Annotated in this window: 44 protein-coding genes; 4 read left to right on the plus strand and 40 right to left on the minus strand. The window is 45.6% G+C overall.

What is annotated here, in order from left to right:
• Positions 1 to 7: 7 nt before the first annotated feature.
• The 4 genes from MHI45_RS14965 to MHI45_RS14980 all read right to left on the minus strand — a co-directional run bounded on the left by MHI45_RS14965 (position 8) and on the right by MHI45_RS14980 (position 2881).
• On the minus strand, positions 8 to 1453 hold the full coding sequence (locus MHI45_RS14965; protein ID WP_076112947.1) for a phage tail sheath family protein: 1446 nt from the start codon (positions 1451 to 1453) through the stop codon (positions 8 to 10).
• A gap of 3 nt (positions 1454 to 1456) precedes the next feature.
• Positions 1457 to 1753, minus strand: coding sequence for a hypothetical protein (locus MHI45_RS14970; RefSeq protein ID WP_341119172.1), 297 nt, complete (start codon positions 1751 to 1753; stop codon positions 1457 to 1459).
• Entirely contained in the window at positions 1750 to 2181 is a 432-nt protein-coding gene (locus MHI45_RS14975; protein ID WP_052092341.1) for a hypothetical protein, read from the minus strand. Before MHI45_RS14975 ends, MHI45_RS14970 begins: the two co-directional genes overlap by 4 nt.
• A 178-nt stretch (positions 2182 to 2359) precedes the next feature.
• Entirely contained in the window at positions 2360 to 2881 is a 522-nt protein-coding gene (locus MHI45_RS14980) for a sigma factor-like helix-turn-helix DNA-binding protein (RefSeq protein WP_083675823.1), read from the minus strand.
• Positions 2882 to 3183: 302 nt separating this feature from the next.
• On the opposite strand from MHI45_RS14980, the gene MHI45_RS14985 reads away from it, so the two are divergent.
• On the plus strand, positions 3184 to 3573 hold the full coding sequence (locus tag MHI45_RS14985; protein ID WP_076112948.1) for a helix-turn-helix domain-containing protein: 390 nt from the start codon (positions 3184 to 3186) through the stop codon (positions 3571 to 3573).
• Positions 3574 to 3676: 103 nt separating this feature from the next.
• Positions 3677 to 4564, plus strand: a complete 888-nt coding sequence (locus tag MHI45_RS14990) for an ImmA/IrrE family metallo-endopeptidase (protein WP_076112949.1) — start codon at positions 3677 to 3679, stop codon at positions 4562 to 4564.
• An 89-nt stretch (positions 4565 to 4653) separates the two neighbouring features.
• Here the strand turns inward: MHI45_RS14990 and rpsI are convergent, their stop codons facing one another.
• The 36 genes from rpsI to MHI45_RS15170 form a co-directional block, all read right to left on the minus strand.
• On the minus strand, positions 4654 to 5046 hold the full coding sequence (rpsI, locus tag MHI45_RS14995) for a 30S ribosomal protein S9 (protein WP_025706574.1): 393 nt from the start codon (positions 5044 to 5046) through the stop codon (positions 4654 to 4656).
• Positions 5047 to 5066: 20 nt separating this feature from the next.
• Positions 5067 to 5504: a 50S ribosomal protein L13 gene (rplM, locus tag MHI45_RS15000; protein WP_038597038.1), complete on the minus strand. Its 438-nt coding sequence runs from the start codon at positions 5502 to 5504 to the stop codon at positions 5067 to 5069.
• A 236-nt stretch (positions 5505 to 5740) separates the two neighbouring features.
• The gene (truA, locus tag MHI45_RS15005; RefSeq protein WP_076112950.1) at positions 5741 to 6520 is read right to left on the minus strand and encodes a tRNA pseudouridine(38-40) synthase TruA; all 780 of its coding nucleotides are present in this window, start codon (positions 6518 to 6520) and stop codon (positions 5741 to 5743) included.
• A 206-nt stretch (positions 6521 to 6726) separates the two neighbouring features.
• Complete coding sequence (rplQ, locus tag MHI45_RS15010; protein WP_019908254.1) at positions 6727 to 7092, minus strand: 50S ribosomal protein L17; 366 nt, start codon at positions 7090 to 7092, stop codon at positions 6727 to 6729.
• Between the two features lie 42 nt (positions 7093 to 7134).
• Positions 7135 to 8079, minus strand: coding sequence for a DNA-directed RNA polymerase subunit alpha (locus tag MHI45_RS15015; protein WP_036680585.1), 945 nt, complete (start codon positions 8077 to 8079; stop codon positions 7135 to 7137).
• A 131-nt stretch (positions 8080 to 8210) separates the two neighbouring features.
• A complete protein-coding gene (rpsK, locus tag MHI45_RS15020; RefSeq protein ID WP_019908251.1) occupies positions 8211 to 8606 on the minus strand; it encodes a 30S ribosomal protein S11 in 396 nt (131 codons plus the stop codon).
• A 19-nt stretch (positions 8607 to 8625) separates the two neighbouring features.
• Positions 8626 to 8994 carry a 30S ribosomal protein S13 gene (gene rpsM / locus MHI45_RS15025; protein ID WP_020427053.1) on the minus strand — a complete coding sequence of 123 codons (369 nt, stop codon included), beginning with the start codon at positions 8992 to 8994 and terminating at the stop codon, positions 8626 to 8628.
• A 19-nt stretch (positions 8995 to 9013) separates the two neighbouring features.
• Positions 9014 to 9127, minus strand: a complete 114-nt coding sequence (rpmJ, locus tag MHI45_RS15030) for a 50S ribosomal protein L36 (RefSeq protein ID WP_026688601.1) — start codon at positions 9125 to 9127, stop codon at positions 9014 to 9016.
• A 53-nt stretch (positions 9128 to 9180) separates the two neighbouring features.
• Positions 9181 to 9396, minus strand: coding sequence for a translation initiation factor IF-1 (gene infA, locus MHI45_RS15035; protein WP_018753971.1), 216 nt, complete (start codon positions 9394 to 9396; stop codon positions 9181 to 9183).
• A gap of 2 nt (positions 9397 to 9398) precedes the next feature.
• Positions 9399 to 9707, minus strand: a complete 309-nt coding sequence (locus MHI45_RS15040; RefSeq protein WP_340896385.1) for a KOW domain-containing RNA-binding protein — start codon at positions 9705 to 9707, stop codon at positions 9399 to 9401.
• Positions 9708 to 9716: 9 nt separating this feature from the next.
• On the minus strand, positions 9717 to 10469 hold the full coding sequence (gene map, locus MHI45_RS15045) for a type I methionyl aminopeptidase (protein WP_076112951.1): 753 nt from the start codon (positions 10467 to 10469) through the stop codon (positions 9717 to 9719).
• Positions 10470 to 10473: 4 nt separating this feature from the next.
• Positions 10474 to 11118 carry an adenylate kinase gene (locus MHI45_RS15050; protein ID WP_038597049.1) on the minus strand — a complete coding sequence of 215 codons (645 nt, stop codon included), beginning with the start codon at positions 11116 to 11118 and terminating at the stop codon, positions 10474 to 10476.
• A 97-nt stretch (positions 11119 to 11215) separates the two neighbouring features.
• Positions 11216 to 12514: a preprotein translocase subunit SecY gene (secY, locus tag MHI45_RS15055; protein WP_038597052.1), complete on the minus strand. Its 1299-nt coding sequence runs from the start codon at positions 12512 to 12514 to the stop codon at positions 11216 to 11218.
• Complete coding sequence (rplO, locus tag MHI45_RS15060) at positions 12514 to 12954, minus strand: 50S ribosomal protein L15 (RefSeq protein ID WP_076112952.1); 441 nt, start codon at positions 12952 to 12954, stop codon at positions 12514 to 12516. The genes secY and rplO overlap by 1 nt, the downstream gene beginning before the upstream one ends.
• A 40-nt stretch (positions 12955 to 12994) precedes the next feature.
• Positions 12995 to 13180, minus strand: a complete 186-nt coding sequence (gene rpmD / locus MHI45_RS15065; protein WP_019908243.1) for a 50S ribosomal protein L30 — start codon at positions 13178 to 13180, stop codon at positions 12995 to 12997.
• Between the two features lie 14 nt (positions 13181 to 13194).
• The gene (gene rpsE, locus MHI45_RS15070) at positions 13195 to 13692 is read right to left on the minus strand and encodes a 30S ribosomal protein S5 (protein ID WP_036652980.1); all 498 of its coding nucleotides are present in this window, start codon (positions 13690 to 13692) and stop codon (positions 13195 to 13197) included.
• A gap of 27 nt (positions 13693 to 13719) precedes the next feature.
• Positions 13720 to 14088: a 50S ribosomal protein L18 gene (gene rplR, locus MHI45_RS15075; protein WP_076112953.1), complete on the minus strand. Its 369-nt coding sequence runs from the start codon at positions 14086 to 14088 to the stop codon at positions 13720 to 13722.
• 84 nt (positions 14089 to 14172) lie between these two features.
• Positions 14173 to 14715 carry a 50S ribosomal protein L6 gene (rplF, locus tag MHI45_RS15080; protein ID WP_038597058.1) on the minus strand — a complete coding sequence of 181 codons (543 nt, stop codon included), beginning with the start codon at positions 14713 to 14715 and terminating at the stop codon, positions 14173 to 14175.
• 30 nt (positions 14716 to 14745) lie between these two features.
• Positions 14746 to 15144 (minus strand): 30S ribosomal protein S8, encoded by a 399-nt coding sequence (gene rpsH, locus MHI45_RS15085; protein WP_019908239.1) that lies wholly within the window; start codon positions 15142 to 15144, stop codon positions 14746 to 14748.
• 32 nt (positions 15145 to 15176) lie between these two features.
• On the minus strand, positions 15177 to 15362 hold the full coding sequence (locus MHI45_RS15090; RefSeq protein ID WP_036589425.1) for a type Z 30S ribosomal protein S14: 186 nt from the start codon (positions 15360 to 15362) through the stop codon (positions 15177 to 15179).
• Positions 15363 to 15407: 45 nt separating this feature from the next.
• A complete protein-coding gene (gene rplE / locus MHI45_RS15095; protein WP_076112954.1) occupies positions 15408 to 15950 on the minus strand; it encodes a 50S ribosomal protein L5 in 543 nt (180 codons plus the stop codon).
• 30 nt (positions 15951 to 15980) lie between these two features.
• On the minus strand, positions 15981 to 16334 hold the full coding sequence (gene rplX, locus MHI45_RS15100) for a 50S ribosomal protein L24 (RefSeq protein ID WP_019908235.1): 354 nt from the start codon (positions 16332 to 16334) through the stop codon (positions 15981 to 15983).
• A gap of 60 nt (positions 16335 to 16394) precedes the next feature.
• The gene (rplN, locus tag MHI45_RS15105; protein WP_019908234.1) at positions 16395 to 16763 is read right to left on the minus strand and encodes a 50S ribosomal protein L14; all 369 of its coding nucleotides are present in this window, start codon (positions 16761 to 16763) and stop codon (positions 16395 to 16397) included.
• 39 nt (positions 16764 to 16802) lie between these two features.
• Positions 16803 to 17069: a 30S ribosomal protein S17 gene (gene rpsQ, locus MHI45_RS15110; protein ID WP_038597064.1), complete on the minus strand. Its 267-nt coding sequence runs from the start codon at positions 17067 to 17069 to the stop codon at positions 16803 to 16805.
• Between the two features lie 43 nt (positions 17070 to 17112).
• Positions 17113 to 17310 carry a 50S ribosomal protein L29 gene (rpmC, locus tag MHI45_RS15115; protein ID WP_019908232.1) on the minus strand — a complete coding sequence of 66 codons (198 nt, stop codon included), beginning with the start codon at positions 17308 to 17310 and terminating at the stop codon, positions 17113 to 17115.
• A complete protein-coding gene (gene rplP / locus MHI45_RS15120; RefSeq protein ID WP_036652954.1) occupies positions 17300 to 17734 on the minus strand; it encodes a 50S ribosomal protein L16 in 435 nt (144 codons plus the stop codon). The genes rpmC and rplP overlap by 11 nt, the downstream gene beginning before the upstream one ends.
• 2 nt (positions 17735 to 17736) lie before the next feature.
• On the minus strand, positions 17737 to 18402 hold the full coding sequence (gene rpsC / locus MHI45_RS15125; RefSeq protein WP_038597067.1) for a 30S ribosomal protein S3: 666 nt from the start codon (positions 18400 to 18402) through the stop codon (positions 17737 to 17739).
• 13 nt (positions 18403 to 18415) lie between these two features.
• Positions 18416 to 18748 (minus strand): 50S ribosomal protein L22, encoded by a 333-nt coding sequence (rplV, locus tag MHI45_RS15130; protein WP_019908228.1) that lies wholly within the window; start codon positions 18746 to 18748, stop codon positions 18416 to 18418.
• A 31-nt stretch (positions 18749 to 18779) separates the two neighbouring features.
• A complete protein-coding gene (rpsS, locus tag MHI45_RS15135; protein ID WP_038597069.1) occupies positions 18780 to 19058 on the minus strand; it encodes a 30S ribosomal protein S19 in 279 nt (92 codons plus the stop codon).
• Positions 19059 to 19134: 76 nt separating this feature from the next.
• Positions 19135 to 19965 carry a 50S ribosomal protein L2 gene (gene rplB / locus MHI45_RS15140; protein ID WP_038597071.1) on the minus strand — a complete coding sequence of 277 codons (831 nt, stop codon included), beginning with the start codon at positions 19963 to 19965 and terminating at the stop codon, positions 19135 to 19137.
• A gap of 27 nt (positions 19966 to 19992) precedes the next feature.
• Positions 19993 to 20286, minus strand: coding sequence for a 50S ribosomal protein L23 (gene rplW, locus MHI45_RS15145; RefSeq protein ID WP_019908225.1), 294 nt, complete (start codon positions 20284 to 20286; stop codon positions 19993 to 19995).
• A complete protein-coding gene (gene rplD, locus MHI45_RS15150; RefSeq protein ID WP_038597074.1) occupies positions 20286 to 20909 on the minus strand; it encodes a 50S ribosomal protein L4 in 624 nt (207 codons plus the stop codon). Before rplD ends, rplW begins: the two co-directional genes overlap by 1 nt.
• 25 nt (positions 20910 to 20934) lie before the next feature.
• The gene (rplC, locus tag MHI45_RS15155) at positions 20935 to 21558 is read right to left on the minus strand and encodes a 50S ribosomal protein L3 (protein ID WP_076112955.1); all 624 of its coding nucleotides are present in this window, start codon (positions 21556 to 21558) and stop codon (positions 20935 to 20937) included.
• A 44-nt stretch (positions 21559 to 21602) separates the two neighbouring features.
• On the minus strand, positions 21603 to 21911 hold the full coding sequence (rpsJ, locus tag MHI45_RS15160; RefSeq protein WP_017692074.1) for a 30S ribosomal protein S10: 309 nt from the start codon (positions 21909 to 21911) through the stop codon (positions 21603 to 21605).
• A 247-nt stretch (positions 21912 to 22158) separates the two neighbouring features.
• Positions 22159 to 23430 carry a globin-coupled sensor protein gene (locus MHI45_RS15165; RefSeq protein ID WP_179091819.1) on the minus strand — a complete coding sequence of 424 codons (1272 nt, stop codon included), beginning with the start codon at positions 23428 to 23430 and terminating at the stop codon, positions 22159 to 22161.
• Between the two features lie 243 nt (positions 23431 to 23673).
• Positions 23674 to 24306 carry a Crp/Fnr family transcriptional regulator gene (locus tag MHI45_RS15170; protein WP_179091820.1) on the minus strand — a complete coding sequence of 211 codons (633 nt, stop codon included), beginning with the start codon at positions 24304 to 24306 and terminating at the stop codon, positions 23674 to 23676.
• Between the two features lie 246 nt (positions 24307 to 24552).
• Here MHI45_RS15170 and MHI45_RS15175 point away from each other — a divergent pair, with 246 nt between their 5' ends.
• Together MHI45_RS15175 and MHI45_RS15180 are read left to right on the plus strand one after the other, a co-directional pair.
• Complete coding sequence (locus MHI45_RS15175) at positions 24553 to 25002, plus strand: V4R domain-containing protein (RefSeq protein ID WP_038597084.1); 450 nt, start codon at positions 24553 to 24555, stop codon at positions 25000 to 25002.
• Between the two features lie 29 nt (positions 25003 to 25031).
• Complete coding sequence (locus MHI45_RS15180; RefSeq protein WP_256718213.1) at positions 25032 to 25379, plus strand: cupin domain-containing protein; 348 nt, start codon at positions 25032 to 25034, stop codon at positions 25377 to 25379.
• The last annotated feature ends 110 nt before the right edge of the window (positions 25380 to 25489 follow it).

Below are 25489 nucleotides of genomic sequence, written 5' to 3' on the forward strand. Positions count from 1 at the left end.
TCCTCCTTTAGGCTGTCAATGCAGCCAAATAAGTTGTGTCGTATTCAAGCAGGAATGAGATCTCCTGTGCAGGACCTGGTGGAGTGATATATAAATGGAAAGTAATTTTACCGGACATCAGGTCCGTGGCCTGATTTTCGGAAGCATTAAATTCCACACGGCCGCCCAGCAGCGCACCGGATGCCACGAGACCGTTCAGCCAAATATTTACCGAGTCCGTGACCGCAGCAATCAGCCGCTTGTTCATCGGATCATCAACCTTTTGCATATAGGTCAGAATCAAGCTGTTCCCGATCCAATTAAACATTCGGCGAGCCGGAATAAAGCTGTCTTTCGGATCGGTCGTCCCCGGGAACGAACATGTGTTGTTTCCCCAGGCTTTCCATCCGCTCGTGCCAAGATTAAGGGCTGTCATAATTCCGAGACTGTTCATATAGCTCACTTGATCGATCCCCAAATACAAGCTCGTCCCATTTGAAAGCGCAGTGCCATCGGCTTGAAGTGCTTTATTAGATGGCGATACAAAAGGTACTCCACCGTAGTTCGCATCTGTTGCTGCGATTAACCCTGCCAGCTGGGTGGAAAAATGATACTGCTTATCTCCCATTGTAAGCATGGGGTAGGAGGCAATTTGGAGAGTTCCATTATAGCTATTCTCGGACTTCCAGGTTCCGGCATCGCTATAAGCCTGAGCCGGATCAATATCTGTCAGCGCCATTGCCTTGAAGTTGCCGTTAATGTTGCTGGCTTTGGCTCTCATAACTGCTGCTACTGAAGGGAAATGAGACCATCCAGGTGCAAGCAGTAAATCTGGGAGAATCCCGAAACGCGGATACACTTGGTTAATCAACTCAAAGCCGGTGTATTCCCCAGATGATGTAAGACCACCGATCACATCAACCAAGTCTACGGCACTTGGATTAATCCGGTCATACCCTACAGAGAGCTGTGCTACATTAGCTGAAATGTTTCCACCAGCTTTCACCGAGATCACTACATGGCCGTTATCATTAAATGCGGCATTAAAGTCGACACCAGCTACGTATGTTGATGTTCCGTCAGACGATTTGACTGTGAGCGTTGGCAACAGTATCCCCTCAGACGTCAGCGTAACTGTACGGTTATTTACAGTGACCGCCTCCGGTGGCACCGTCGTCTTATGCACAGCGGGATCCAGGACATTAACCATAATCAACGGGGCTTTCTTGTATAACACGAAATGTGAGTAGATAAGTTCGCAAAGAGTATAGTTCTTCCAATCATCGCTATAGCCAAGTGCGGCTACAGCCTCAGCATAAGTATAAGCCAGCACTGGAGTATTCACCGGTGCAGCTGTCGAAGCCAGATAAACAGGAGCCGTCCCTACTGCAAACGGAATTCCGCTCATTGCCTCTGTGGGTGCCAGGACTGATGTTGGTTGTTCGATAATTGTTACACCATGTTTATAGGCCATTAATTAATTCCCCTTTCCTAAAAGCCTTTGATATGCTGCATACTCTGCTGTACCGGACTGAACAATACGTTCCTGCACTGCATTCATCCCATTAACCGGTACGATAAGTTCTTCTACATCCGGCTGTTCCGCAATCAGTGGCTGCAAATAAGCAGGAATACCGGTCCGAAAGACAGTTGACTGCAGCAAGCTTCCACCCGGCAAGTTCGGACCAAGATAGATTTTTACTGAATCCAAATTTTCTTTCACCGTTACCACTTGCTCCTCCTGCAATTTAACATTATTTTTAGTTCGACTCATATTTTTACCTCCCGTTTAATTTGCGGTAAAGTCCATGTGGTAATGACTTCACCAACCCATTCGAGCATTGGCTGTTCCTCAATAAGTTTCCATTTCCAGCTATCATTAATAGCGAATTTCTTTTCCAGGATACCTTGCCGCATAAGCAGTATACGTACCCGCTCCATCAGGTTTAATAAATCAATAAATCCTGAATTATCCCGCGGCCGAGTCCTAAAAAGGAGTTTAATCTGGGATTGTATGTTATCCTTACCTCCCTCCCCCTCAAATGGTCGGATGATAATGAACGGATATTCGGGATCCTCCTGACTATCTGCAGAATTCGGCGGCAAATCACCTAAATATACATTTGGAACCGCAAATGCATCATCAACCAGCTCATTTTCCAAAAAGGTTTGAATCGCCTTGATCAACAAAAATATCGTCACATCATTTCCCCTTTCGGTAAACACTTCCACTCATAAGCACTGCCCGATTATTATGAATTTATTTTCATACCCTTTAGAACAGATTAGCTTTAGTAGTCATATCAACTTCCACCTCCTTACCAGCCAAGCCGGTTAAGCACATGCTTTAAAATGTCTTTCTATACATACAGGGCATTTGCTAGACAAACTCTCTTATTTCATTAACAAGAGGGCTTATTTTTCTTTGAGCCCGTTGAATGTACTCACTTACGCTACCGGCTGAAATTCCAAGCATCTCAGCTATACAAGCATGGGAAAATCCTTCTCCATGCGCCATCATATAGCATTCTCGCTCCCTTTTACTCAATGGCTCTAAAGCAAAATCAAGCAATGAACGCCGATCATTTGTAATCGAGTCACTTCGATTAATAGCATCGCTACTGGTAAACAACTGCATTCGTAACGGTTCCAGTAATATTTCACGTTCATATCCGGCACGACGCTCTATCCCCCTTCTATTTCCCGGACGCCTCCCTGTGGTCAGCCACTCAATTATGTATTTGCAGTCACTGACCATTCCAGAAATGATTTTCCGGTCATCAGCATCAGCGTTCACATAAGCACATTCGGCTACCTTCAAAGTATCCTGATAATCTGAAAGCATGCCCTCAAGTTCCCTGGTATACGGCAGGGCTGGTTTTCCACTCCGTACTGTAGTCATCCTTATGCTCCTTTTGTGAGGGGAATTAATCATATTATGTATTAGTAACGTTGTTATACGAATCAATTAAGCACTTATTATTGTATAAATGCGCTTTGTTCATATATCAAACAATTTAAATAAATATGATTCCCAATACTCAATATCGTATTTTTTATCAATGGTATACTCATTTTCGTATTTAGTCAATTGATTATTGCGAATAAATACGATATTGAGCATTTACTTGCAAAAAAAAAACCTCTATAATGAAATACATCTTAGTAGAAAGAACATTCTGATGATATGAGGAGGACTTGACAGTGCGGAGGGCTGAAGTCTTAAAGAAACTGATCGAGGAAACCGGCCTGAACACAAAAGCATTTGCTGAGAAAGCGGGGATTCCTTATACTACGCTCAGATCAATGTTAATGCGCGGGGTAGGTGGTGCTTCAGTAGATAATGTCATCAAAGTATGCCGTGCTCTAGGAATTACAACTGAAGAAATGGATCGTTTGGCATTTAGACCTGATGAAGAAGTTGTTTCCCACTCGATTCACGAGCTTGCTGAGTTTGAAGCTTTTATTAACAATCCTGAACACAGCCTATTCTTTAAAGACTACCTGGGTGCTCCAGAAGAAAGAAAACGGGAAATGCTTACCTTCTGGAATTTTATTAAAGACCTGGAGAAGAAAAAAGCAAATGATCAGTAATAACAACTAATACACATAATCACACATAATCGTGGTGCCAGCCGACGAGCTGGTTTCACGCATCCATATATACGAACATACATTCTCATAACGGAGGCCCATTATGTTTATACATTACAAAAAAACTCATTTAGAGCAATTCATTGAACATATTTATTTAGATCACCACATTACGAGCCCAGAGCAAATTACAATTCATGATCTTTCCATTAAACTAAATATAAATGTACAATATTCCCCTATCAGTAGCCGTGCTTATGAGTCAGTCTCAGGTATGCGATGTATTCTTCTGGATAGCCGGATATCTCCAATCAGACAACGCTTTGATTTCTTACATGAGCTCTGTCACATGCTTCGCCACGTTGGTAATCAGATCGTACTTCCCAATCAATTTGTTAAAGCTCAGGAAGAAGACGCTCACAAATTTGTACTCTATGCGACAATGCCGTATTTCATGATAAGAGCATACGTTTTATCTGATGATTACAATCAGGCAATCCATCAACTCTCGAGCATCTTCGGAGTCCCTAGAGAAATGGCTAAGTTAAGGTTTGATCAAATCTTACGCCGTGAATATGAAGGCGAATTATTATCTGGCAGAACATTGCATAATAAATTCAAGAAAAACCCAAACACACACAGCAATCATGTTAAAGAGACAAAAGTATTGGCATATTATGACCCCTACAGCAATTTTGATGGGCCAGACCAACTAATTGTTTGTTTAGATTATAAGACTTTAACTACACAATATGAAATTGTTATTCCTATGGATGAACGGTTTCAAGAAATTGAACTAGAGGCCTTAAATGATATCGTTGTGGAATCAACAATAAGTGGAGACTTAATTTGTTTTGATGGACAATTAACACTCCAAGTGCACCAACTTGTCTACAGGTGTGGATATTCCAAAAGAAATTTTGTACTTCATATGAGGGATATCGTTCAACTCCTCGAAACAGATCGAAGATCTTTAGAGAAGTTTAATTAGTATAAGCATGAACCTTCCGTTAAAATACCAATACAAAAAGCCCCTGGCCATAAAGGCCAGAGGCTTGATATCCTTGAAACCAAGGGATATTAACGTTTCGAGAACTGTGGAGCACGACGTGCTGCTTTGAGGCCGTATTTCTTACGTTCCTTCATACGTGGGTCACGAGTCAGGAAGCCGGCTTTCTTCAGCGCACCGCGATATTCAGGGTCCACTTTGAGCAATGCACGGGAGATACCGTGACGGATTGCTCCAGCTTGACCAGAAATGCCGCCGCCATGTGCAAGAACGATTACATCGTAGTTGCCCAGTGTTTCAGTCAGGTTCAAAGGTTGTTTCACGATCATCTTCAGTGTTTCCACACCGAAATATTCGTCCATCTCGCGTTTGTTAATGACAATGCGTCCTTCACCCGGTACAAGGCGAACACGTGCTACCGAATGTTTACGACGACCTGTCCCATAGTATTGTACTTGTGCCATGAAACTGTCCTCCTTTATTCTTATCCGCGAAGTTCGTAAACTTCAGGTTTTTGTGCTGCATGTGGATGCTCGGCGCCTGCATAGACTTTCAATCTCAGCTTCATGTGATCCCCTTGACGAGTCTTAGGAATCATACCGTGAACTGCAAATTCGATCATGCGTTCAGGTTTAGTCTTGATCAGGTCTTCTGCAACAGTGACTTTCAAGCCACCTGGGTGCATCGAGTGACGGTAGTATTTCTTGTTTTGCATTTTCTTGCCTGTAAGGTGAATCTTCTCAGCGTTGATAACAATTACGAAATCTCCAGTATCAACATGTGGAGTGAATTGCGGTTTGTGTTTGCCACGGATCAATGCAGCGGCTTCGCTGGCCAAACGACCAAGTGTCTTGCCTTCGGCATCAATGATGTGCCAAGTGCGTTCAACTTCGTTTGGTTTCGCCATATAGGTGGTACGCATGAATGTTTCCTCCTTGTTCTCGTACGAAAATCATCTGTTTCGTATATCTTGTTTCTCATTGGATTACGATTATGTGAGTTAAAAAAAGCTTATTTGTCGGCATCTTCTTGATCGGGGCTGTGGGATAGCCATCAAGAAAACACAACTTTTATATTACAGCATAAACATGACAAGTGCAAGTGATTTTTAAGCTATTTGACTATAATTTTTATTAAAAAAGTATAGAACGCTCTCGCCTAAATTCCATCCTCGTCATATTCAACACTCCACAGCGCCAAGCCCTTGGATACGGCCGTTGGTCCTGCCGCCGCCCGATCGCATGCGGCTAGAATATCCGCAACCTTATCCGCATGGTATTTGCCTTCACCCACATGAATCAGCGTCCCCATAATAATGCGAACCATATGCTGCAGAAATCCGCTGCCCGTAATATAAGTGTGAATGACACCCTGGTCTACAGAGTCAGGTCGACACATACTGCGGTCAATCTCCATATGAGCCTCAAAGATCGTCCGGACATGGGAAGTCTTCGTGGACTTCCGTGATGCGAACGAGGTGAAGTCATGGGTACCCAGTAAATGTGTAAGACCTTTCTGCATAGCCGGTATATCGAGTTTCACCGGGTGGTGATGCTGCCAGCGCCGCTGAAACGGATCCGGAAACCGGTTGCCATTAATTGTGTACCGATAGGTTTTGCGCTTTGCTCCTCTACGAGAGTGGAACGATAGCGGAACCTCCCTCGCCTCGGTAACCACGATATCTTGCGGCAACCGGGCATTCAGGGCCAGGCACCAGCGTTCAAGCGGGATTTGAGAGGAGGTCATGAAGTTAAACGGCTGTCCATAAGCATGCACACCCGCGTCTGTCCGTCCAGAGGCGGTTATTTTGAGCGCCTCGCCCGTCAGATGGAGTATGGCCTGTTCCAGCCGGTCCTGAATCGTATTGCCCTGAGGCTGGGTCTGAAAGCCATCATAATGGGTCCCGTCATAATTGACTTTCATCAATAGATTGCGCATTCCGTTCTCCTGTCAGTCCATACTTGGTTTTCAAAAAAAAAGAGCCCCGGCGGGAGCTCCTTCTACTCTATACAAGGTGATTCCCGCGGTTAGTTGTACGGCAGGGCCTTATCGCCCCTGCAGCACAATAACGTTTAATACTTTCCTACCCATGCTCCGAGGATCATGGGGGAAAGGGATAATTCCGGAAATCATTACTTGCGTTACTACGCGCGGTCTACCAGTTCAAGATAAACCATAGGCGCAGCATCGCCACGGCGAGGTCCCAGCTTCAGGATACGAGTGTATCCGCCTGGACGCTCTGTGTAACGAGGAGCAATATCAGAGAACAGTTTTTGGATTGCATCTTGTTCACCGTCAACAGTTTCACGACGAACAAATGCAGCTACTTGACGACGAGCATGAAGATCGCCCTTTTTCGCTTTAGTGATCAGTTTCTCAGCGATGGAACGAACTTCCTTCGCTTTGGCTTCCGTTGTCTGGATGCGCTCGTAAAGGAACAGATCCGTTACCATGTCGCGGAACAACGCTTTACGCGCACTGGAATCACGGCCCAATTTTTGGTATGCCATTTGTTTTCCCTCCTTCACTCAAGTACTCAAGCAATCTGTTAACTATTCTTCTGTGCGGAGACCCAAACCAAGTTCCTCGAGCTTCTCTTGAACTTCTTCCAAAGATTTGCGGCCCAAGTTACGAACCTTCATCATATCTTCTTCAGTTTTCGTAGTCAGCTCTTGTACGGTATTAATACCGGCACGTTTGAGGCAGTTGTAGGAACGGACAGAAAGATCAAGTTCTTCGATTGTCATCTCAAGCACTTTTTCTTTTTTGTCTTCTTCTTTTTCAACCATAATTTCGGCGTCTTTCGCTTCGTCCGTAAGTCCTACGAACAATACGAGGTGCTCGTTCAAAATTTTGGCTCCGAGGCTTACAGCCTCTTCCGGTCTGATACTGCCATCCGTCCAAATTTCCAGCGTCAACTTGTCATAGTTCGTCACTTGACCGACACGAGTGTTATCAATGCCGTAATTCACGCGGGAAATAGGAGTGTAGATGGAATCAACCGGAATAACACCGATTGGCTGGTCGTCGCGTTTGTTCCGGTCTGCTTGGACATAGCCGCGACCACGGCCTGCAAAAATACGCATGTGAAGTCTCGCGCCAGGTCCCAGCGTTGCAATATGAAGATCCGGATTGAGGATCTCAACATCGCTATCCGCACGGATATCACCTGCGGTAACGATGCCTTCACCCTCAGCATCAATCTCGAACACTTTCTCTTCATCTGAATGGATCTTCAGAGAAAGAGCTTTAAGGTTCAGAATGATTTCCGTCACATCTTCCATTACGCCAGGAACGGTCGAGAACTCATGCAAAACGCCGTCAATTTGGACCGATGTTACTGCGGCTCCCGGAAGGGAGGAAAGCAGAATCCGGCGAAGCGAGTTCCCCAGAGTCGTGCCATATCCACGTTCCAGCGGTTCAACTACGAATTTCCCATAGGTTCCTTCATCATTGGCTTCTACGGTCTCAATCTTCGGCTTTTCGATTTCTATCACGAGTGTACCCCTCCTTCAAACGTCGCTCCTATATGAAACTGTCACCCCATCAGGTGCATCATGTAGTATGCCTAAACACCTATTATTAGCAGATGCGTCAGAATTATACCACAATCACAATTCTGATTTCACTATACGCGACGACGTTTCGGCGGACGGCATCCATTGTGAGGAACCGGAGTTACGTCTTTAATGAGGTTTACTTCAAGCCCTGCGGCTTGAAGGGAACGGATGGCTGCTTCGCGGCCCGCGCCCGGTCCTTTAACCATAACTTCAACGGACTTCATGCCGTGTTCCATCGCTGCTTTAGCAGCACTTTCGGCTGCCATTTGCGCTGCAAATGGAGTCGATTTACGGGAACCTTTGAATCCTTGACCGCCGGAGCTAGCCCAGGAAATTGCATTTCCGTGAGGATCCGTGATCGTAACGATAGTGTTGTTGAACGTGGAACGAATATGTGCCACGCCGCTCTCGATATTCTTCCGGTCGCGACGTTTGGTACGTACGACTTTTTTCGGTTTAGCCATTGTCTCTTATCCCCCCTTATTATTTCTTTTTGTTTGCTACCGTACGACGCGGGCCTTTCCGGGTACGGGCATTCGTTTTAGTGCGTTGACCGCGAACAGGCAATCCACGACGGTGGCGAACACCGCGGTAACAGCCGATCTCAGTAAGACGCTTAATATTCAAGGAAATTTCACGACGCAGGTCACCTTCAACCTTAACCGATTTGTCGATCATTTCACGCAGTTTGCTGACTTCATCTTCCGTCAAATCACGGACACGTGTGTTAACGTCAATGCCTGTTTCATTAAGAATTTTCTGGGAAGTCGTTTTACCGATTCCGAAAATATAAGTCAAGGCGATCTCAACGCGTTTATCACGTGGCAAATCCACTCCAGCTATACGAGCCATTTTACGCTACACCCCCTTCTTAACCTTGTTTTTGTTTGTGTTTCGGATTTTCGCAAATTACCATAACAGTCCCTTTGCGGCGGATGACTTTGCATTTCTCGCACATGGGCTTCACAGAAGGTCTTACCTTCATGTTAATTACCTCCTCAAAGTTTTGCGAAGCAAAACTTTTGTTGTAGTTCCCACCTATTTACGGTAAGTTATACGACCTTTAGATAAATCGTAAGGCGATAACTGCACGACCACTTTGTCTCCGGTTAGGATACGGATAAAGTGCATCCGCAATTTCCCGGACACATGGGCAAGTATTTGATGACCATTCTCAAGCTCTACCTTAAACGTTGCATTCGGCAACGGCTCAATGACCGTACCTTCGACTTCAATGACATCTTCTTTAGCCACAGTTAGTCTCCTTTCTCATCTGCACTTATTCCAGCAGGTCCGCCATACTTCATCACTGCAAAACGCAGCTTTCCGTTGGTAACCCGGCCGGTTTCTTCCAAACTGTTCACAACCTCATTGCTGATAAAGGGTATGAGCTCCAGATGTTGAATGTTCTTCTTCTTCGGCCCATCAAACTTCCGTTTGTCCCCATCGGCAATATATACAAATCTGCTATCCACAACTGCGATAACCACGGCAGCCTCTCCGGCATCTTTGCCTTTGAGAATTCTCACCAATTGACCAATCTGCGGGCTGCTCTGAGTATTCATCAAGATCACCTACGCATTCAGTTTTGTGAAAATTTCCATGCCGTCCGGTGTAACTGCTACTGTATGCTCGAAGTGAGCGCACAATGAACCGTCTACCGTAACGACCGTCCAGTTATCTTCCAGCGTTCTGACATATCTGTCCCCTACGTTCACCATCGGCTCAATCGCGAGTACCATACCCGGTTTCAGACGTGGTCCGCGGTCCGCTATGCCATAGTTCGGAATTTGCGGTTCTTCATGCAGTTTTGCCCCGATGCCGTGACCCACATACTCTCGTACGACGGAGAATCCGGCGTCTTCAATAGTTTGCTGGATCGCATGGGAGATTGTAAACAAGCGCACATCCGGTTTGACTAACGCCAGTCCTGCGTACAAGGAGCCTTCCGTGACGTCCAGCAAGCGCTGAGCTTCTTCGGAAATGCTGCCCACTCCGTAGGTCCAAGCGGAATCACCGTGATAACCGCGGTACTCTGCACCGATATCAAGCGTTATTATATCGCCTTCCATCAATTTGCGTTTACCCGGAAATCCATGCACCAATTGTTCGTTGACTGAAGCGCAAATGCTGGCAGGAAAACCGTTGTAACCTTTGAAAGACGGCACAGCACCTTGACTGCGAATGTATTGATCGGCGATTCTGTCGAGCTCTCCGGTTGTGATGCCAGGCTGGATAGCCTCAGCGATCAACCGGTGACTCTCGGCAACAATTCGACCAGCTTCCCTCATAAAGGCAAGTTCCTGCTCGGATTTACAAATGATCATTACATTAACCTCGCAACAAAGATACGATTTCGGAAGTAACGACATTGATTTCGTTTTCTCCGTTTACCTGACGCAAAAGACCTTTATTCTCATAAAACGCAAGCAGCGGTGCTGTCTTGTTATCATACTCATCCAGACGCTTGCCTACGCTCTCTTCGTTGTCATCCGGACGTTGATACAACTCACCGCCATCAATGTCGCAAATGCCTTCTTGCTTCGGCGGGTTGAAAATTAAATGGTAGGATGCTCCGCAAACTCTGCAGATTCTACGTCCCGTAAGACGCGCCATCAGCAGTCCACGGTCTACATTCAAGTTGATTACATGATCCAATGAAATATTGAGGCGGCTTAAGATATCTTCCAGCGCTTCCGCTTGCGAAAGGGTTCTTGGAAAGCCATCCAATAAGAAACCTTTTTCGCAATCGGACTGCTGAAGCCGTTCTTCAACGATCCCAATAGTCACATCATCAGGTACAAGCAAGCCTTGCTCGGTGTAAGATTTGGCCTTCAGTCCAACCGGAGTACCCTGCTTGATTGCCAAGCGGAAGGCGTCACCTGTCGAAATATGCGGAATGCCAAGCTCTTTAACGATAACTGCTGCTTGTGTCCCCTTGCCTGCCCCAGGAGGGCCCATGAATAGAATGTTCACGATTTCTCTCTCCCCCCAAAAGTTCGCCACCAAGCAAGAAACAGCACAATAGGTGCCGGGAAGTCTGTAAATCACATGCTTCGCCGGAACCTATCCACTATTTATTGATGAAGCCTTTGTAATGGCGTTTGATCAATTGGCTCTCGATCTGCTTCATGGTATCCAATGCCACACCAATTACGATCAGGATGGATGTACCACCAATCTGAACCGAATCAGGTAGACCGGAGAGCTTCCCGAAGAATACAGGAAGTACGGATATAAACGCCAAGAACAGCGCGCCGGACATAGTCAGACGGGACATTACCTTGGTGAGATATTTTTCCGTTGCTTTACCAGGACGGATACCCGGGATATAACCGCCATTCTTCTTCATGTTATCGGCCATCTGCTGTGGATTCATCTGAACAAACGTATAGAAGAACGTAAATCCAATAATCATCAGCACATACAGAACCATACCGAGAGGCTCATTAAACTTCAGGTTGCCAGCAACCCATTTCGCCCACTCATGTGTTGACCAGAAGCTGGAGAGTACAACCGGGAATTGCAGTAGAGAAACAGCGAAAATGACAGGAATAACGCCTGCTGCGTTAATCTTCAGCGGAATATGCGTATTCTGTCCACCATACATCTTGTTGCCGACTACGCGTTTGGCATATTGCACAGGAATCTTACGAATCCCTTGCTGTACGAAGATTACTCCAACAATAATCGCCGCAACCAAGATCAACACGATAACGACTTTAAGAATATTCAGGAACATCTGATCCGGCTGTATAAAGCTGGATTGAGCCGTAGCCGTGATATGTCCCGGTATGGCAGCGACGATTCCCGCAAAAATCAGGATCGAAATCCCGTTTCCTATTCCCTTTTCCGTGATCTGCTCACCCAGCCACATCAGGAACGATGTACCTGCAGTCAGAATGATCGCGATAAGCAGATAATCCGCAAAGGTTGCATTCGGGATCATCTCAGTGCTGTAGATCCGGTTGAATCCGATTGAAGTCGCAAACGCTTGAATCAGACCGAGCACTACTGTGCCGTAACGGGTGACTTGCGCCAGTTGCTTTTTCCCGTGCTCCCCTTGTTTTGCCCATTCAGCAAACTTAGGAATAACATCCATCGACAGCAATTGCACGATGATCGATGCGGTAATGTACGGGTAAATACTAATCGCAAAAATCGAGAAGTTTTTGAGCGCTCCGCCCGAGAAGGTGTTCAGAAGACCCATCAAAGCGTCGCCGCTTTGATTTGTTGTTTCCAGTACTTCTTTGTTCACACCAGGAACCGGTACAAACGAACCGAGTCGGTAGATGATCAGAACGAACAGGGTAAACAGGATCTTTTTGCGCAAATCTTCAATATGCCATATATTCTTAAGCGTCTTGAACATTAGATCACCTCGGTTTTACCGCCGGCAGCTTCGATTTTCTCTACCGCAGATTGAGAGAACTTATTTGCTTGTACAGTCAATTTAACGGCTAATTCGCCGTTACCGAGAATCTTAATGCCGCTTTTGGAATTCTTTACAACACCAGTTTCAATCAGCAACTGTGGAGTCACTTCAGTTCCTTCAGCAAAGCTATTCAGATCTTCCAGGTTCACAATCGCATACTCTTTACGGGTAGGATTGACGAAACCACGTTTAGGCAGACGACGATAGAGCGGGTTTTGTCCACCCTCGAAGCCGGGACGAACACCACCGCCGGAACGGGAGTTTTGACCCTTATGACCGCGACCGGAAGTTTTTCCGTTACCGCTACTAGGTCCGCGACCAACGCGGTTGCGTTCTTTGCGGGAACCCGGAGCTGGAGCAAGTTCATGTAACTTCATCGTTTGCACCTCCTTATGTTTGTTAATTTATGCGAGGCGTTTAGCCTTCGATTTCTGTAACGGACAGCAAGTGGCTCACTTTGTTGATCATTCCGCGAATTGCAGGAGTGTCATTGTGAACCACGGACGAGTTAGTCTTACGCAGGCCGAGCGTCTTAACAGTAACACGTTGTGTTTCTGGACGTCCAATTACGCTGCGTACGAGGGTAATTTGCAATTTTGCCATTGACGTTCCCCTCCTTAACCGCGCAATTCTTCGACAGATTTGCCGCGAAGTTTCGCGACCTCTTCAATGCGTTTCAGACGGGAAAGACCCTCTAAAGTTGCATTGACCATGTTCATGGAATTCGAAGAACCCAAAGATTTTGTCAAGATGTCGCCAACGCCTGCCAATTCCAATACCGCACGAACTGGACCGCCGGCAATAACGCCAGTACCTTCCGATGCTGGTTTCAGCAGCACGCGTCCTGCGCCGAAATGTCCAGTAACCAGATGGGGAATCGAAGTTCCTACGATTGGAATGTGAATCAGGTTTTTCTTGGCGTCTTCAATGCCTTTACGGATGGCATCCGGAACTTCGCCGGCTTTACCGATACCAGCACCAACGTAGCCGTTGCCATCGCCCACAACAACAAGTGCGCTAAAGCTGAAACGGCGTCCGCCTTTTACAACTTTTGCTACACGGTTAATGTGTACAACTCTTTCTGTCAGCTCTAAACTGTTCGGATCTACACGCAAGTCGTTAACCTCCTTTTAAGAAATATTCTAGAATTCAAGACCAGCTTCGCGAGCTGCATCAGCCAAAGCCTGAATTCGTCCATGGTACAAGTATCCACCGCGGTCAAATACAACCACTGCATAACCTTTAGCTTTAGCACGCTCAGCGATCAATTGACCTACTTTGCTTGCAGCTTCAACGCTGCCGCCATTGCCGATTGTAGCGCTCAGATCTTTATCAAGTGTCGAGGCAGATACGATTGTAGCGCCTGTCACGTCATCAATCAATTGAGCGTAGATGTGTTTCGAAGAACGAAACACGTTCAAACGTGGACGCTCAGTAGTTCCCTGGATTTTTTTACGAACACGCAGGTGTCTTTTGAGACGAGCCTTGTTTTTATCCTCTTTTGTAATCATGACTTCCCTTTCACTCCCTTCAGTTTGCCGTAAACAGCTTCACTTTAAGATGCACGGGGTATCTTACAATGAAGAGTAAGCCGATTATTTCTTCTTACCGGCTTTACCTTCCTTGCGGATGATACGCTCGCCTTCATATTTGATACCTTTACCTTTATACGGTTCTGGTTCACGTACGGAACGGATTTTGGCAGCATAAGCGCCAACGCGTTCTTTATCGATACCTTTAACGATGATCTTCGTGTTCGCAGGAACTTCGAACTCGATGCCCGCTTCCGGTGTAATTTCAACCGGGTGGGAGTAACCAACGTTCAGAACGATTTTATCTCCGGATTTGCTTGCACGATATCCGACCCCAACCAGCTCCAGAGATTTCGAGAAACCTTCAGTCACACCGCTCACCATGTTGTTGACAACGGAGCGGGTTGTGCCGTGAAGTGAACGATGCAATTTGTTGTCCGACGGGCGAACAACGGTGATTTCGTTATTTTCAACTGTAACCTTCATGTCTTTATGAAGCTCACGAGTCAAAGTGCCCTTAGGACCTTTTACTGTAATAACGGCGTTGTCCAAAGTGACATCTACACCGCTAGGTACTGCGATTGGTTTGCGACCAATACGAGACATGTGTTGCACCTCCTTATCTTGTGACGTTTATTACCAAATGTAGCAGACAACTTCTCCGCCCGATTTTGATTGACGAGCTTCTTTGTCGGTCATAACTCCCTTAGATGTGGAGATAATCGCGATTCCTAGGCCGCCGAGTACACGAGGCACTTCATTGCTCTTCGTGTAAACGCGAAGGCCTGGTTTACTGATTCTTTTCAGACCAGAGATAACACGCTCTTGGTTAGGGCCGTATTTCAAGAAGATACGGATAATCCCTTGTTTGCTATCTTCAACGAATTCCGCATCACGGATGAAACCTTCACGCTTCAAGATGTCCGCGATTTGTTTTTTCATAGTAGAAGCAGGCATTTCTACTGTCTCGTGACGCACAGTGTTGGCGTTACGAATACGAGTAAGCATATCTGCAATAGGATCAGACATAGTCATGTGTGTAAACCTCCTTCCCGTTTATAAACTTCTTACCAACTTGCTTTTTTCACGCCAGGGATCTGGCCTTTATAAGCTAACTCACGGAAACAAATTCTGCAAATTTTGAACTTTTGCAGTACCGAATGTGGACGACCGCAACGCTCACAACGTGTATATGCACGTACTTTGAACTTAGGCTCGCGTTGTTGTTTAACTTTCATCGAAGTTTTTGCCACTTTAGCCTGACACCTCCTAAACAGTTTCGGAGAAATGGATGATTCTTACTTAGCGAAAGGCATTCCCAGCTGATTCAGCAGCTCACGGGATTCCTCATCCGTCTTTGCAGTCGTTACGATAACGATGTCCATACCGCGGACCTTATCCACTTTGTCATACTCGATTTCTGGGAAGATCAGTTGTTCTTTAAGACCAAGCGTGTAGTTACCACGGCCGTCAAAGGCTTTAGTGGGAACACCGCGGAAGTCACGTACGCGTGGAAGCGTTACGTTGAACAATTTGTCCAGGAAGTAATACATACGCTCGCCGCGCAGTGTTACTTTAACCCCAATCGGCATATTTTCGCGCAGTTTGAAACCGGCGATGGATTTTTTAGCTTTAGTGATTACTGGCTTTTGACCAGCGATCAGTTGCAAGTCATTAACTGCAGCATCAAGTACTTTGGAGTTCTGAACAGCGTCACCCACACCCATGTTGATGACAACCTTCTCGATCTTAGGTACTTGCATAACAGTTGTATAGTTAAACTTCTGCATCAGAGCAGGTGTTATTTCATTCAAATAACGTTCTTTCATTCTTGCTGCCATGAAGATTTACCTCCTTTCTTTAGAACTGTATTAGTCGATAATCTCTCCGGATCTCTTTGCTACCCGAACCTTCTTACCGTTATCGAGTACTTTGTAACCGATACGAGTAACTTTACCGCTCTTCGGATCAATGTGCATTACGTTGGACACATGAATCGAAGCTTCTTGTTCGATGATTCCGCCTTGCGGATTCAACTGGTTAGGCTTCTGGTGTTTTTTCACCATGTTCACGCCTTCTACCAGGACGCGGTTTTCACGAGGATAAGCAGCGATGACACGGCCTTTTTTACCTTTGTCTTTCCCGCTGATCACAAGTACCACATCATCTTTCTTCACATGCAGTTTATTGTTATGGGATTCCAGAACTTTTTTCACTCTAGGCATTTATTACACCTCCTATGACTAACCTTCTCAGAACTTCACGTTACTTTATGGGTAACTTTATTAGATTACTTCCGGTGCCAAGGAAACGATCTTCATGTAGTCTTTATCGCGAAGTTCGCGAGCAACTGGTCCGAAGATACGTGTTCCGCGTGGGCTTCTGTCGTCTTTAACAACAACAGCTGCATTTTCGTCAAATGCGATGTAAGAACCGTCTTTACGGCGCACAGAACGTTTAGTACGAACAACCACCGCTTTAACAACATCACCCTTTTTGACAACGCCGCCTGGTGTTGCTTGTTTAACGGAACAAACGATCAGATCACCGATTGCTGCTGTACGGCGTCCAGTACCACCCAGTACGCGGATACACATCAGTTCCTTCGCACCAGAGTTATCAGCCACATGCAAACGTGTAAATGGTTGAATCATTATTAATTTCCTCCTTCCGGAAAGGGTCTGCTCACTATCTTAGATGATAACCGCTTTTTCAACCACTTCAACAAGTCTCCAACGTTTGTCTTTAGACAAAGGACGAGTTTCCATGATTTTTACAGTATCACCGATTTTAGCAACGTTTTCCTCATCATGTGCTTTGAATTTATTCGTAGACTTGATGCGTTTGTGATACAAATTATGTTTCTTATAGGTTTCAACAGCAATTACGATGGTTTTATCCATTTTGTCACTGACTACTTTACCGATCAGCACTTTGCGTGCATTACGTTCTTCGCTCATAGTTAGCCTCCTTCCTGATTACGGATCATTAATCCGCCCTCACTTAGCTGATCCCGAGTACTCTTTGATGGATAACGGTTTTAGCACGAGCTATTTCCTTACGCACATCACGAATCCGAGTCGGGTTATCCAATTGGCCAGTTGCCAATTGAAAACGGAGATTGAAAAGTTCTTCTTTGAATCCTGCGATCTTTTGTTCAATCTCGGCAGTGGTTAAGTTGCGAAGTTCATTAGCTTTCATTTGCTTCACCACCCAATTCTTCACGTTTCACAAACTTAGTCTTGATAGGCAGCTTGTGAGCGGCAAGACGCATCGCTTCACGAGCGATTTCTTCCGACACGCCTCCGAGTTCGAACATAATCTTGCCCGGTTTAACTACGGCTACCCATTTCTCAACGTTACCTTTACCACTACCCATACGAACCTCAAGAGGTTTTTGAGTAATAGGCTTATCTGGGAAAATCTTGATCCAAACTTGACCGCCACGTTTGATGTAACGTGTCATTGCGATACGGGCAGCTTCGATCTGACGGTTAGTGATCCAAGACGGCTCCAAAGCTTGCAAGCCGAATTCGCCGAAGTTCAATTCGGTACCGCCTTTTGCCATACCCTTCATGTGACCGCGTTGTTGCTTGCGGTGTTTAACGCGTTTTGGTACCAACATGATTAGTTGCCTCCTTCCTGAGCAGCTTGTTTCTTAGCTGGGGGAAGAACTTCTCCACGGTAGATCCATACTTTTACACCGATACGGCCGTAAGTAGTATGTGCTTCAGCCGTTCCGTAATCGATATCGGCACGAAGCGTATGAAGTGGAACTGTTCCTTCGCTATAACCTTCTGAACGGGCAATCTCAGCGCCGCCAAGACGTCCGCCAACTTGAGTTTTAATTCCCTTTGCACCGGAACGCATAGTTCTTTGAATCGCTTGTTTCAGAGCACGACGGAACGATACACGACGTTCCAATTGTTGTGCAATGCTTTCAGCAACAAGAATTGCATCCAGTTCAGGGTGCTTAATTTCGTTGATGTTGATGTGAACCTTTTTGCCACCAGCGATAGTTGTAACTGCGCTGCGAAGTACTTCTACTTCTGCTCCGCCTTTACCAATTACCATACCTGGTTTAGCAGTGTGAATTGTAACGTTCACGCGGCTTGCCGCTCTTTCGATCTCGATGCGGGAAACAGCGGAATCCTTCAACTTACCTTTAAGGTATTCCCGGATTTTGACGTCTTCCATTAAAAGAGTACCGAAATCTTTGCCTGCATACCATTTAGATTCCCAATCGCGAATAATCCCGACTCGGAGACCGACTGGATTTACCTTTTGACCCACGTGTTATCCCTCCTTATTTCTCAGATACCACCAAAGTAATGTGGCTGGTACGTTTATTGATCCGACTTGCACGGCCCATGGCGCGTGGACGGAAACGCTTCATCGTAGGACCCTGGTTAACGAAAACTTCGCTAACGAACAAACTGTTCACGTCCATAGAGTAGTTATGCTCAGCATTGGCGATCGCCGAGTTAAGCAACTTTTCAACTACTGGAGAAGCGGATTTTGGAGTGTGGCGAAGAATTGCAATCGCTTCCCCCACTTGCTTGCCGCGAATCAAGTCAACAACCAGTTTCGCTTTGCGAGCGGAAATCCGCACCGATCTTGCATGTGCTTTTGCTTCCATTGTTTTCCCTCCTCTCAAACGAAGACCTTAATTATCTTCTTGTTTTCTTATCGTCACCCGCGTGGCCTTTGTAAGTACGTGTTGGCGCGAACTCGCCCAACTTGTGACCTACCATATCTTCCGTTACGTATACTGGCACGTGTTTACGGCCGTCATATACACCAAACGTATGTCCGATAAACTGAGGGAAAATGGTAGAGCGACGGGACCAGGTTTTAACAACGACCTTCTTATCTGCCTCGTTCAATTCCTCAACTTTTTTCAGCAGGTAGCCATCGATGAACGGCCCCTTCTTTAAACTGCGACCCATGTGTGAATCCTCCCTTCATCCGGTTCTTCAAACCGCGAATCGACGCTTCGCGTTAAGCTAACTTGCCAGAAGCGTCTTATTTCGTGCGGCGGCGAACGATATATTTATCAGATGCCTTGTTTTTCTTACGCGTTTTGTAGCCGAGGGTTGGTTTACCCCAAGGTGACATAGGCGATTTCCGTCCGATTGGAGCGCGGCCTTCACCACCACCGTGTGGGTGATCGTTAGGGTTCATTACAACACCGCGTACTTCAGGACGTTTGCCCAGCCAGCGACTGCGTCCGGCTTTACCAATCTTGATCAGTTCATGATCACCGTTACCTACGGATCCGATCGTTGCACGGCATACGCTGAGGATTCTGCGAACTTCACCGGAAGTCAAACGAACAGAAACGTATTTTTCTTCTTTACCCAGCAATTGAGCTTCTGTACCGGCAGCGCGTACCAACTGGCCGCCTTTGCCTGGTTTAAGTTCAATGTTGTGGATAACTGTACCGACTGGAATGTTCGCCAGCGGAAGGCTGTTACCAATTTTGATGTCAGCCGCAGGGCCGGACTCAATCTTATCCCCAACTTTAAGGCCTTGAGGAGCGAGGATGTAACGTTTCTCTCCATCGGCATAGTGGATCAAAGCAATATTTGATGTACGGTTCGGGTCATACTCGATCGTAGCAACGCTACCTGGTATGCCGTCTTTTGTACGTTTGAAGTCGATGATACGGTATTTACGTTTGTGTCCGCCGCCATGGTGACGAACTGTAATTTTACCTTGGTTGTTACGGCCCGCATGTTTGAACAGCGGCGCAAGCAAAGATTTCTCTGGCTCATTTGTTGTAATTTCTTCAAACGTAGACACGGACATGTTACGTCTGGCCGGAGATGTCGGTTTGTACTTTTTGATTGGCACTGTATTCCCTCCTTACTTTACAGAGTATTATTCTACCGCTTCAAAGAATTCGAGCGGTTTGCTGTCCGGGCTGAGCTTCACGATGGCTTTTTTCCACTCTGGAGTATATCCGGAGTATTTGCCGTAACGTTTCAATTTGCCAGGTACGCGCATTGTGTTCACACTAACTACTTTAACTTTGAAAATAGCCTCGACAGCTTTTTTGATTTCGGTCTTGTTAGCACGGATATCCACTTCAAAAGCGTATTTCAATTCGCTCATGTATTCGGATGTGCGTTCCGTAATCACCGGACGTTTGATAATATCACGAGGATCTTTCATTACGCGAACACCTCCTCTACCTTCAGAACTGCTTCTTTAGTGATGATCAGTTTGTCGTACGTCAGTACGTCAAGAACATTGATGCCGTCAGCCGCTACGAATTTCACCCCAGGGATGTTACGAGCGGAAAGTGCCACATTGTCATCATAGCTAGGAGCTACGATCAGGGCTTTGCTGCCTACTTTAAGATTGTTCAGAATCGCCGCGAATTCCTTCGTCTTCGGAGCATTCATTGTCAAGCTATCCAATACGATGATGTCATTCCCGAGTACTTTCGAGGACAACGCGGATTTGATGGCCAAACGGCGAACTTTCTTAGGCAGTTTCCAGGAATAGCTGCGTGGTGTTGGTCCGAAGACTACGCCGCCGCCTTTCCATTGTGGAGAACGAATGGAGCCTTGACGAGCACGACCTGTACCTTTTTGTTTCCAAGGCTTACGTCCGCCGCCACGCACTTCAGAACGTCCTTTTACTTTATGTGTACCACGACGAAGGGAAGCTCTTTGCATAAGCGCAGCTTCGTGCAGAACATGCACATTCGGTTCAATACCGAACACTGTATCGCTCAATTCAACTTCGCCAACTTCGTTACCACTAATATTAAAAAGTGTTACTTTTGGCATTTCATGTTCCTCCTTTCTTCAGTAATTATTTCTTAACGGTTTGTTTAACTTTCACAAAGCTGTTTTTAGGACCTGGAATAGCGCCTTTAACCAGCAATACGTTACGTTCAACGTCTACTCTGATGATTTCAAGCTTTTGAACCGTTACGGTCGTGTGACCCATATGTCCTGGCAGGCGTTTGCCCTTTGGAACACGGTTAGCTTGGATGGAACCCATGGAACCTGGTCTTCTGTGGTAACGCGATCCGTGTGCCATTGGTCCGCGGCTTTGTCCCCAGCGTTTGATAACACCTTGGAAACCTTTACCCTTAGATGTACCTGTTACGTCAACAAATTCGCCTTCAGCGAAGATATCAGCCTTCAGCTCTTGTCCAACCTCGAGTGCCCCGAGGTCAACACCGCGAATTTCGCGAACGTAGCGCTTAGGTGTTGCATTTGCCTTTTTGGCGTGACCCTGTTCAGGCTTGTTGGAGCGACTTTCCTTCTTGTCGGAAAAGCCCAACTGCACTGCTTCATATCCGTCGATATTCAGGTCTTTCTTTTGCAGTACCACACAAGGACCAGCTTCGATAACCGTAACCGCGATTACGTTACCTTCTGGAGTAAACACTTGAGTCATACCGAGTTTTTTTCCTAAGATACCTTTCAATGTTGACACCTCTTTTCTTTTCCTAGTTGCTTTAATAGATAGTATTACAATTTGATTTCGATATCTACACCGGACGGTAGATCCAAGCGCATCAAGGCATCCACAGTTTGTGGTGTTGGGTTCACAATATCGATCAAACGTTTGTGAGTCCGTTGTTCAAACTGTTCACGGGAATCCTTGTACTTGTGTACCGCACGGAGAATAGTAATGATTTGCTTCTCAGTTGGCAGCGGGATCGGCCCGGATACACCAGCACCCGAACGTTTTGCTGTTTCAACGATTTTCTCTGCGGATTGATCAAGAATTCTGTGGTCGTATGCTTTCAAGCGGATACGAATTTTTTGCTTTGCCATTTTAGTCCCTCCTTCTATCGCCCAATTTATTATCGGACATACTCCGTGAAAATTTTCTGACGTCGACCTCATGGCAAAGGGGCCGGGTGTGTCAGTAACCTCTCACATCATCGCAACGTCTCAGAACAACATTTATTATTATATATAATAGGCGGACACTTTGCAAGCGAAAATACAAAACAACTCATGATTTTTTTCACAAGTTGTTTTCTTTCTATATATATGGCACATATGTAGTCGTTCCTAATTAAAGACCCTCTGTAGCTGATCGGAAATACTCCGCTGAGGCGGCAGATTGTGCCGTTGTAGAGCCGATTCCTTCGATAGTTTGAATCAACACTCTTATCTCTTGTTCTACGGTCACAATTTCCTGGGTGCTGGTCTGCATGGAATCCACGATTTCACTAAACAGCCGGCTGGTCTCAAGCGATTGATGTTTACCGCTCTTAGTCAGTTCCTGTACCTTGCGGATCTCTTCAACAACCTGAGAGGTCAGCCTCCCTGATAGATCGGTTAGCTCGCCGATGCGTACAACTGTATTCTTGGTATCCTCGGCTAGCCGGTTGACCTCCTGCGCAACTACGCTGAAGCCTCTACCATGCTCTCCAGCCCTCGCAGCTTCTATAGTAGCATTGAGTGAAAGGATTTTGGTCTGATCAGCAATTTCCTGAACAGCTGCAACAATCTTCTGGATCTGCCGAGATGAGCTGCTTAGTTCATCCACCGACCGTTCCATTTCATTGGTGCTTTCATAAATCAGATGAATTTGACCGGTAAGGCTGTCCAAGTGCTCATGCCCGTCCCTAGCCATCCCCTGAGACTCCTTAGCCGAACTTGCAGTTCGTTGGAACGTACTACTCACTTCGTTACTGCTTGCCACCAGCTGCTCTACAGCAGCGTTAGTATCCATACTGAGATCTATTAGCTCACCGCTGAATTCTACGATTTTTTGCTTCAGTTCATTTTTTACAATTAAGTACTGCTCTTCCTTCTCTCTGGTGTTTTCCTTCTCATACGCTTCCAGTACTAGCTGTTGTTCCAAATTCAGCAGTTTGGTTATGGTCTGAACCACTTTTAAGGTCTCGTTTTCTTTCAGGGATTGATTATATACAGCTGTAATAAATACATTCTGCAGGTTTTGAAAAGCCGACAAATACCATTTCGGCTCCAGTCCGACTCTCTTATGAATCTTCGCAATGCTGAGACGTTTGGCAATGTAGTGTTCATCAACGTTTCCATCGAAGATTTCAATAATATGCTGCTTTAAAGTCTTTTTTAACCGTTCAATACTGCTGTGTTCAAGAATAATCGCTTCCAGTTTACCGACTCCAAGCACCGTCTTGTAAAACTGGTCGGTTATGATGTCGATATCTCTTTCTACAACCGGTTTCAATAGACGCAGAAGCGTAAGATCTTCCTCAGTCAAGTCAATCATTCGCATCTGTTCATTGAGTTCCTCATGCCCGTCAAGGGTATGAAAAAACTGTGTGGCAGTGGGTACAAGATTCTTGCTGTCCATTGAGTGCACTTCGGGAGATTCCTCGCTTGTGTTACGTGATGTTAAACCATGCATAAAAGAAAAAGGACATTTCCCCATACTTCCACTCTCCCTGAATTTCCTGAAAATAACATCGCTGATATAGAAATATTTTACTCTATGGATAGAATAATTGTAAAGAATTTTAAGTAATATTTTGTTGAATAATGTTGAAAAATAAGTTATTCGGACCGTTATTTTGTCGTATATTGTCGTTTCTAGATTCTATTCGTTCATTTCTGCCATTTGATTCAGTGCTTTTAGATCTAAAATGTCTACCGTTCTTTTACGGACCGTGATAATCCCCATACTTTCCAGATAATTCAGCTTGCGGCTAAGTGTTTCGGCAGTGGCTCCAATCATAGCGGCGAACTCTTTTTTGGCAGCCGGCAAATCAATGCTGTTACCTTGTACACGGGAGGAATCCTCCGATTGATTTCTGTTATGCAGATAAAGCAGCAACCGGGCGAGGCGTTTTTCTACATCATATATATGCATTGCACCAGCCAGCTCTTCGGCTTGATGCAACTGTTCGCTCATTGACATTAAAAAGCTGAATGCAAGCGCCGCGTTGTTCTCCAATAAAGGAACAAATTGTTTGCGGTGCATCCGGCATACACTTCCACTCTCTACAACTTCGGCTGTTACATAATTTTGTTTGTGGTGCAGCAAAGCAAACTGTCCGAAATAGTCGCCGGGGAACAGGAATCGGAAGATATGCTGCTTGCCTTCTTTATTGCTCTGCGTGAGCTTAATGAGGCCACTCTTCACTACAAAAAGTGAATCTGATTCTTCTCCCTCTCGGAATACAAGACTTCCCTTAGCATAATGGCTCGATTCTACTATCGCTTCTACCATTACCAATTCTTCATCTGATAGATTCTTGAATACGGGCACCTGAGAAACACAAGAATGAGAATTGCATACTGTGCATTCCATTCACTCACCATCCTTTCCGCTATTATCACCATAACAAGGATCCTAGTGCTACCCAGTGACTGCCCTCACAACTTTTTTTAAAAAACTTGATCTGCATCAAGGAATATATTATCAATATCCGTCACAATAGGTCCTATAGAGAGATCTAAAGGAGATGGAGTATCTATGCTGCAATATACCTTCGAAGATATGAAAAGTATGGACAGATCTGTGCTTGGCAACATGGTTCCGCTTGAATTATTCCGCACCATCCGCCTTATCGGAATGAACCAGGGTCTCCCCCTTGGCGGTAAAGGAACTACACTTACTGTTGGCCGAAAAATCGGTGAGAGTCTACCAGTGAACACACTCGAGGAGTTACTACAACTATTCGAGGATTTGAAAATAGGGATTCCACGCATCCTGCATGAGGATGACCGCAAGATCAACATCGCGGTGGAGGACTGCTTTTGTAAAGGTCTCCCGACGCTGGAGGAAGAGAAGCTGATTTGTGATTTGGAAGGAGCTATTCTGGAAGGGGCTTTATCCAAAATCATGGGAAGACGGATATCCGTCAGAGAAGTAAAATGCAATGCTGCAGGTCATGAGCATTGTGAGTATGAAGTTAAACTTTAAAACAATAATAAAAACGAAGGTTGGGATTAATGATGGAGAAAAAGACATTAGTAGAGGCAATTCAATATCAGGAGGAACGGTTTACAAAAAAAATCCTGTTTCAAAAAGGCGATAGTGTAATGTTTATGCTTAATTTCATGCCAGACCAACAGCTTCCAGCGCATAAGCATCCCGGAGCAGATGTATTCATCCTTGCTCTGAAGGGAAACGGCATCATTAATGTTAACGATGTAGAGCAGGATCTAGCTGAAGGTGATGTTATCCACCTCGCCGGTGATGAATCCTTTTCCTACTGTAACAATGGTCATCAGCCTGCAAGTTTGCATGTGGTAATATCCAAAGTTCCAGGCCCAGCGTACACCCAAGAAATATCCTAATCGTTTCTTTTGAATTCAACTCTATTTCCGGGTCTTTATAAGGAAATAGAGTTTTTTTTATGCAAAAAAACAGGGAGTCTTCCGGAGAAGAATCCCTGCCTTTATGATTC

The sequence above is a fragment of the Paenibacillus sp. FSL H3-0321 genome (assembly GCF_038002865.1).
In the GTDB taxonomy this organism is placed as follows: domain Bacteria; phylum Bacillota; class Bacilli; order Paenibacillales; family Paenibacillaceae; genus Paenibacillus_AQ.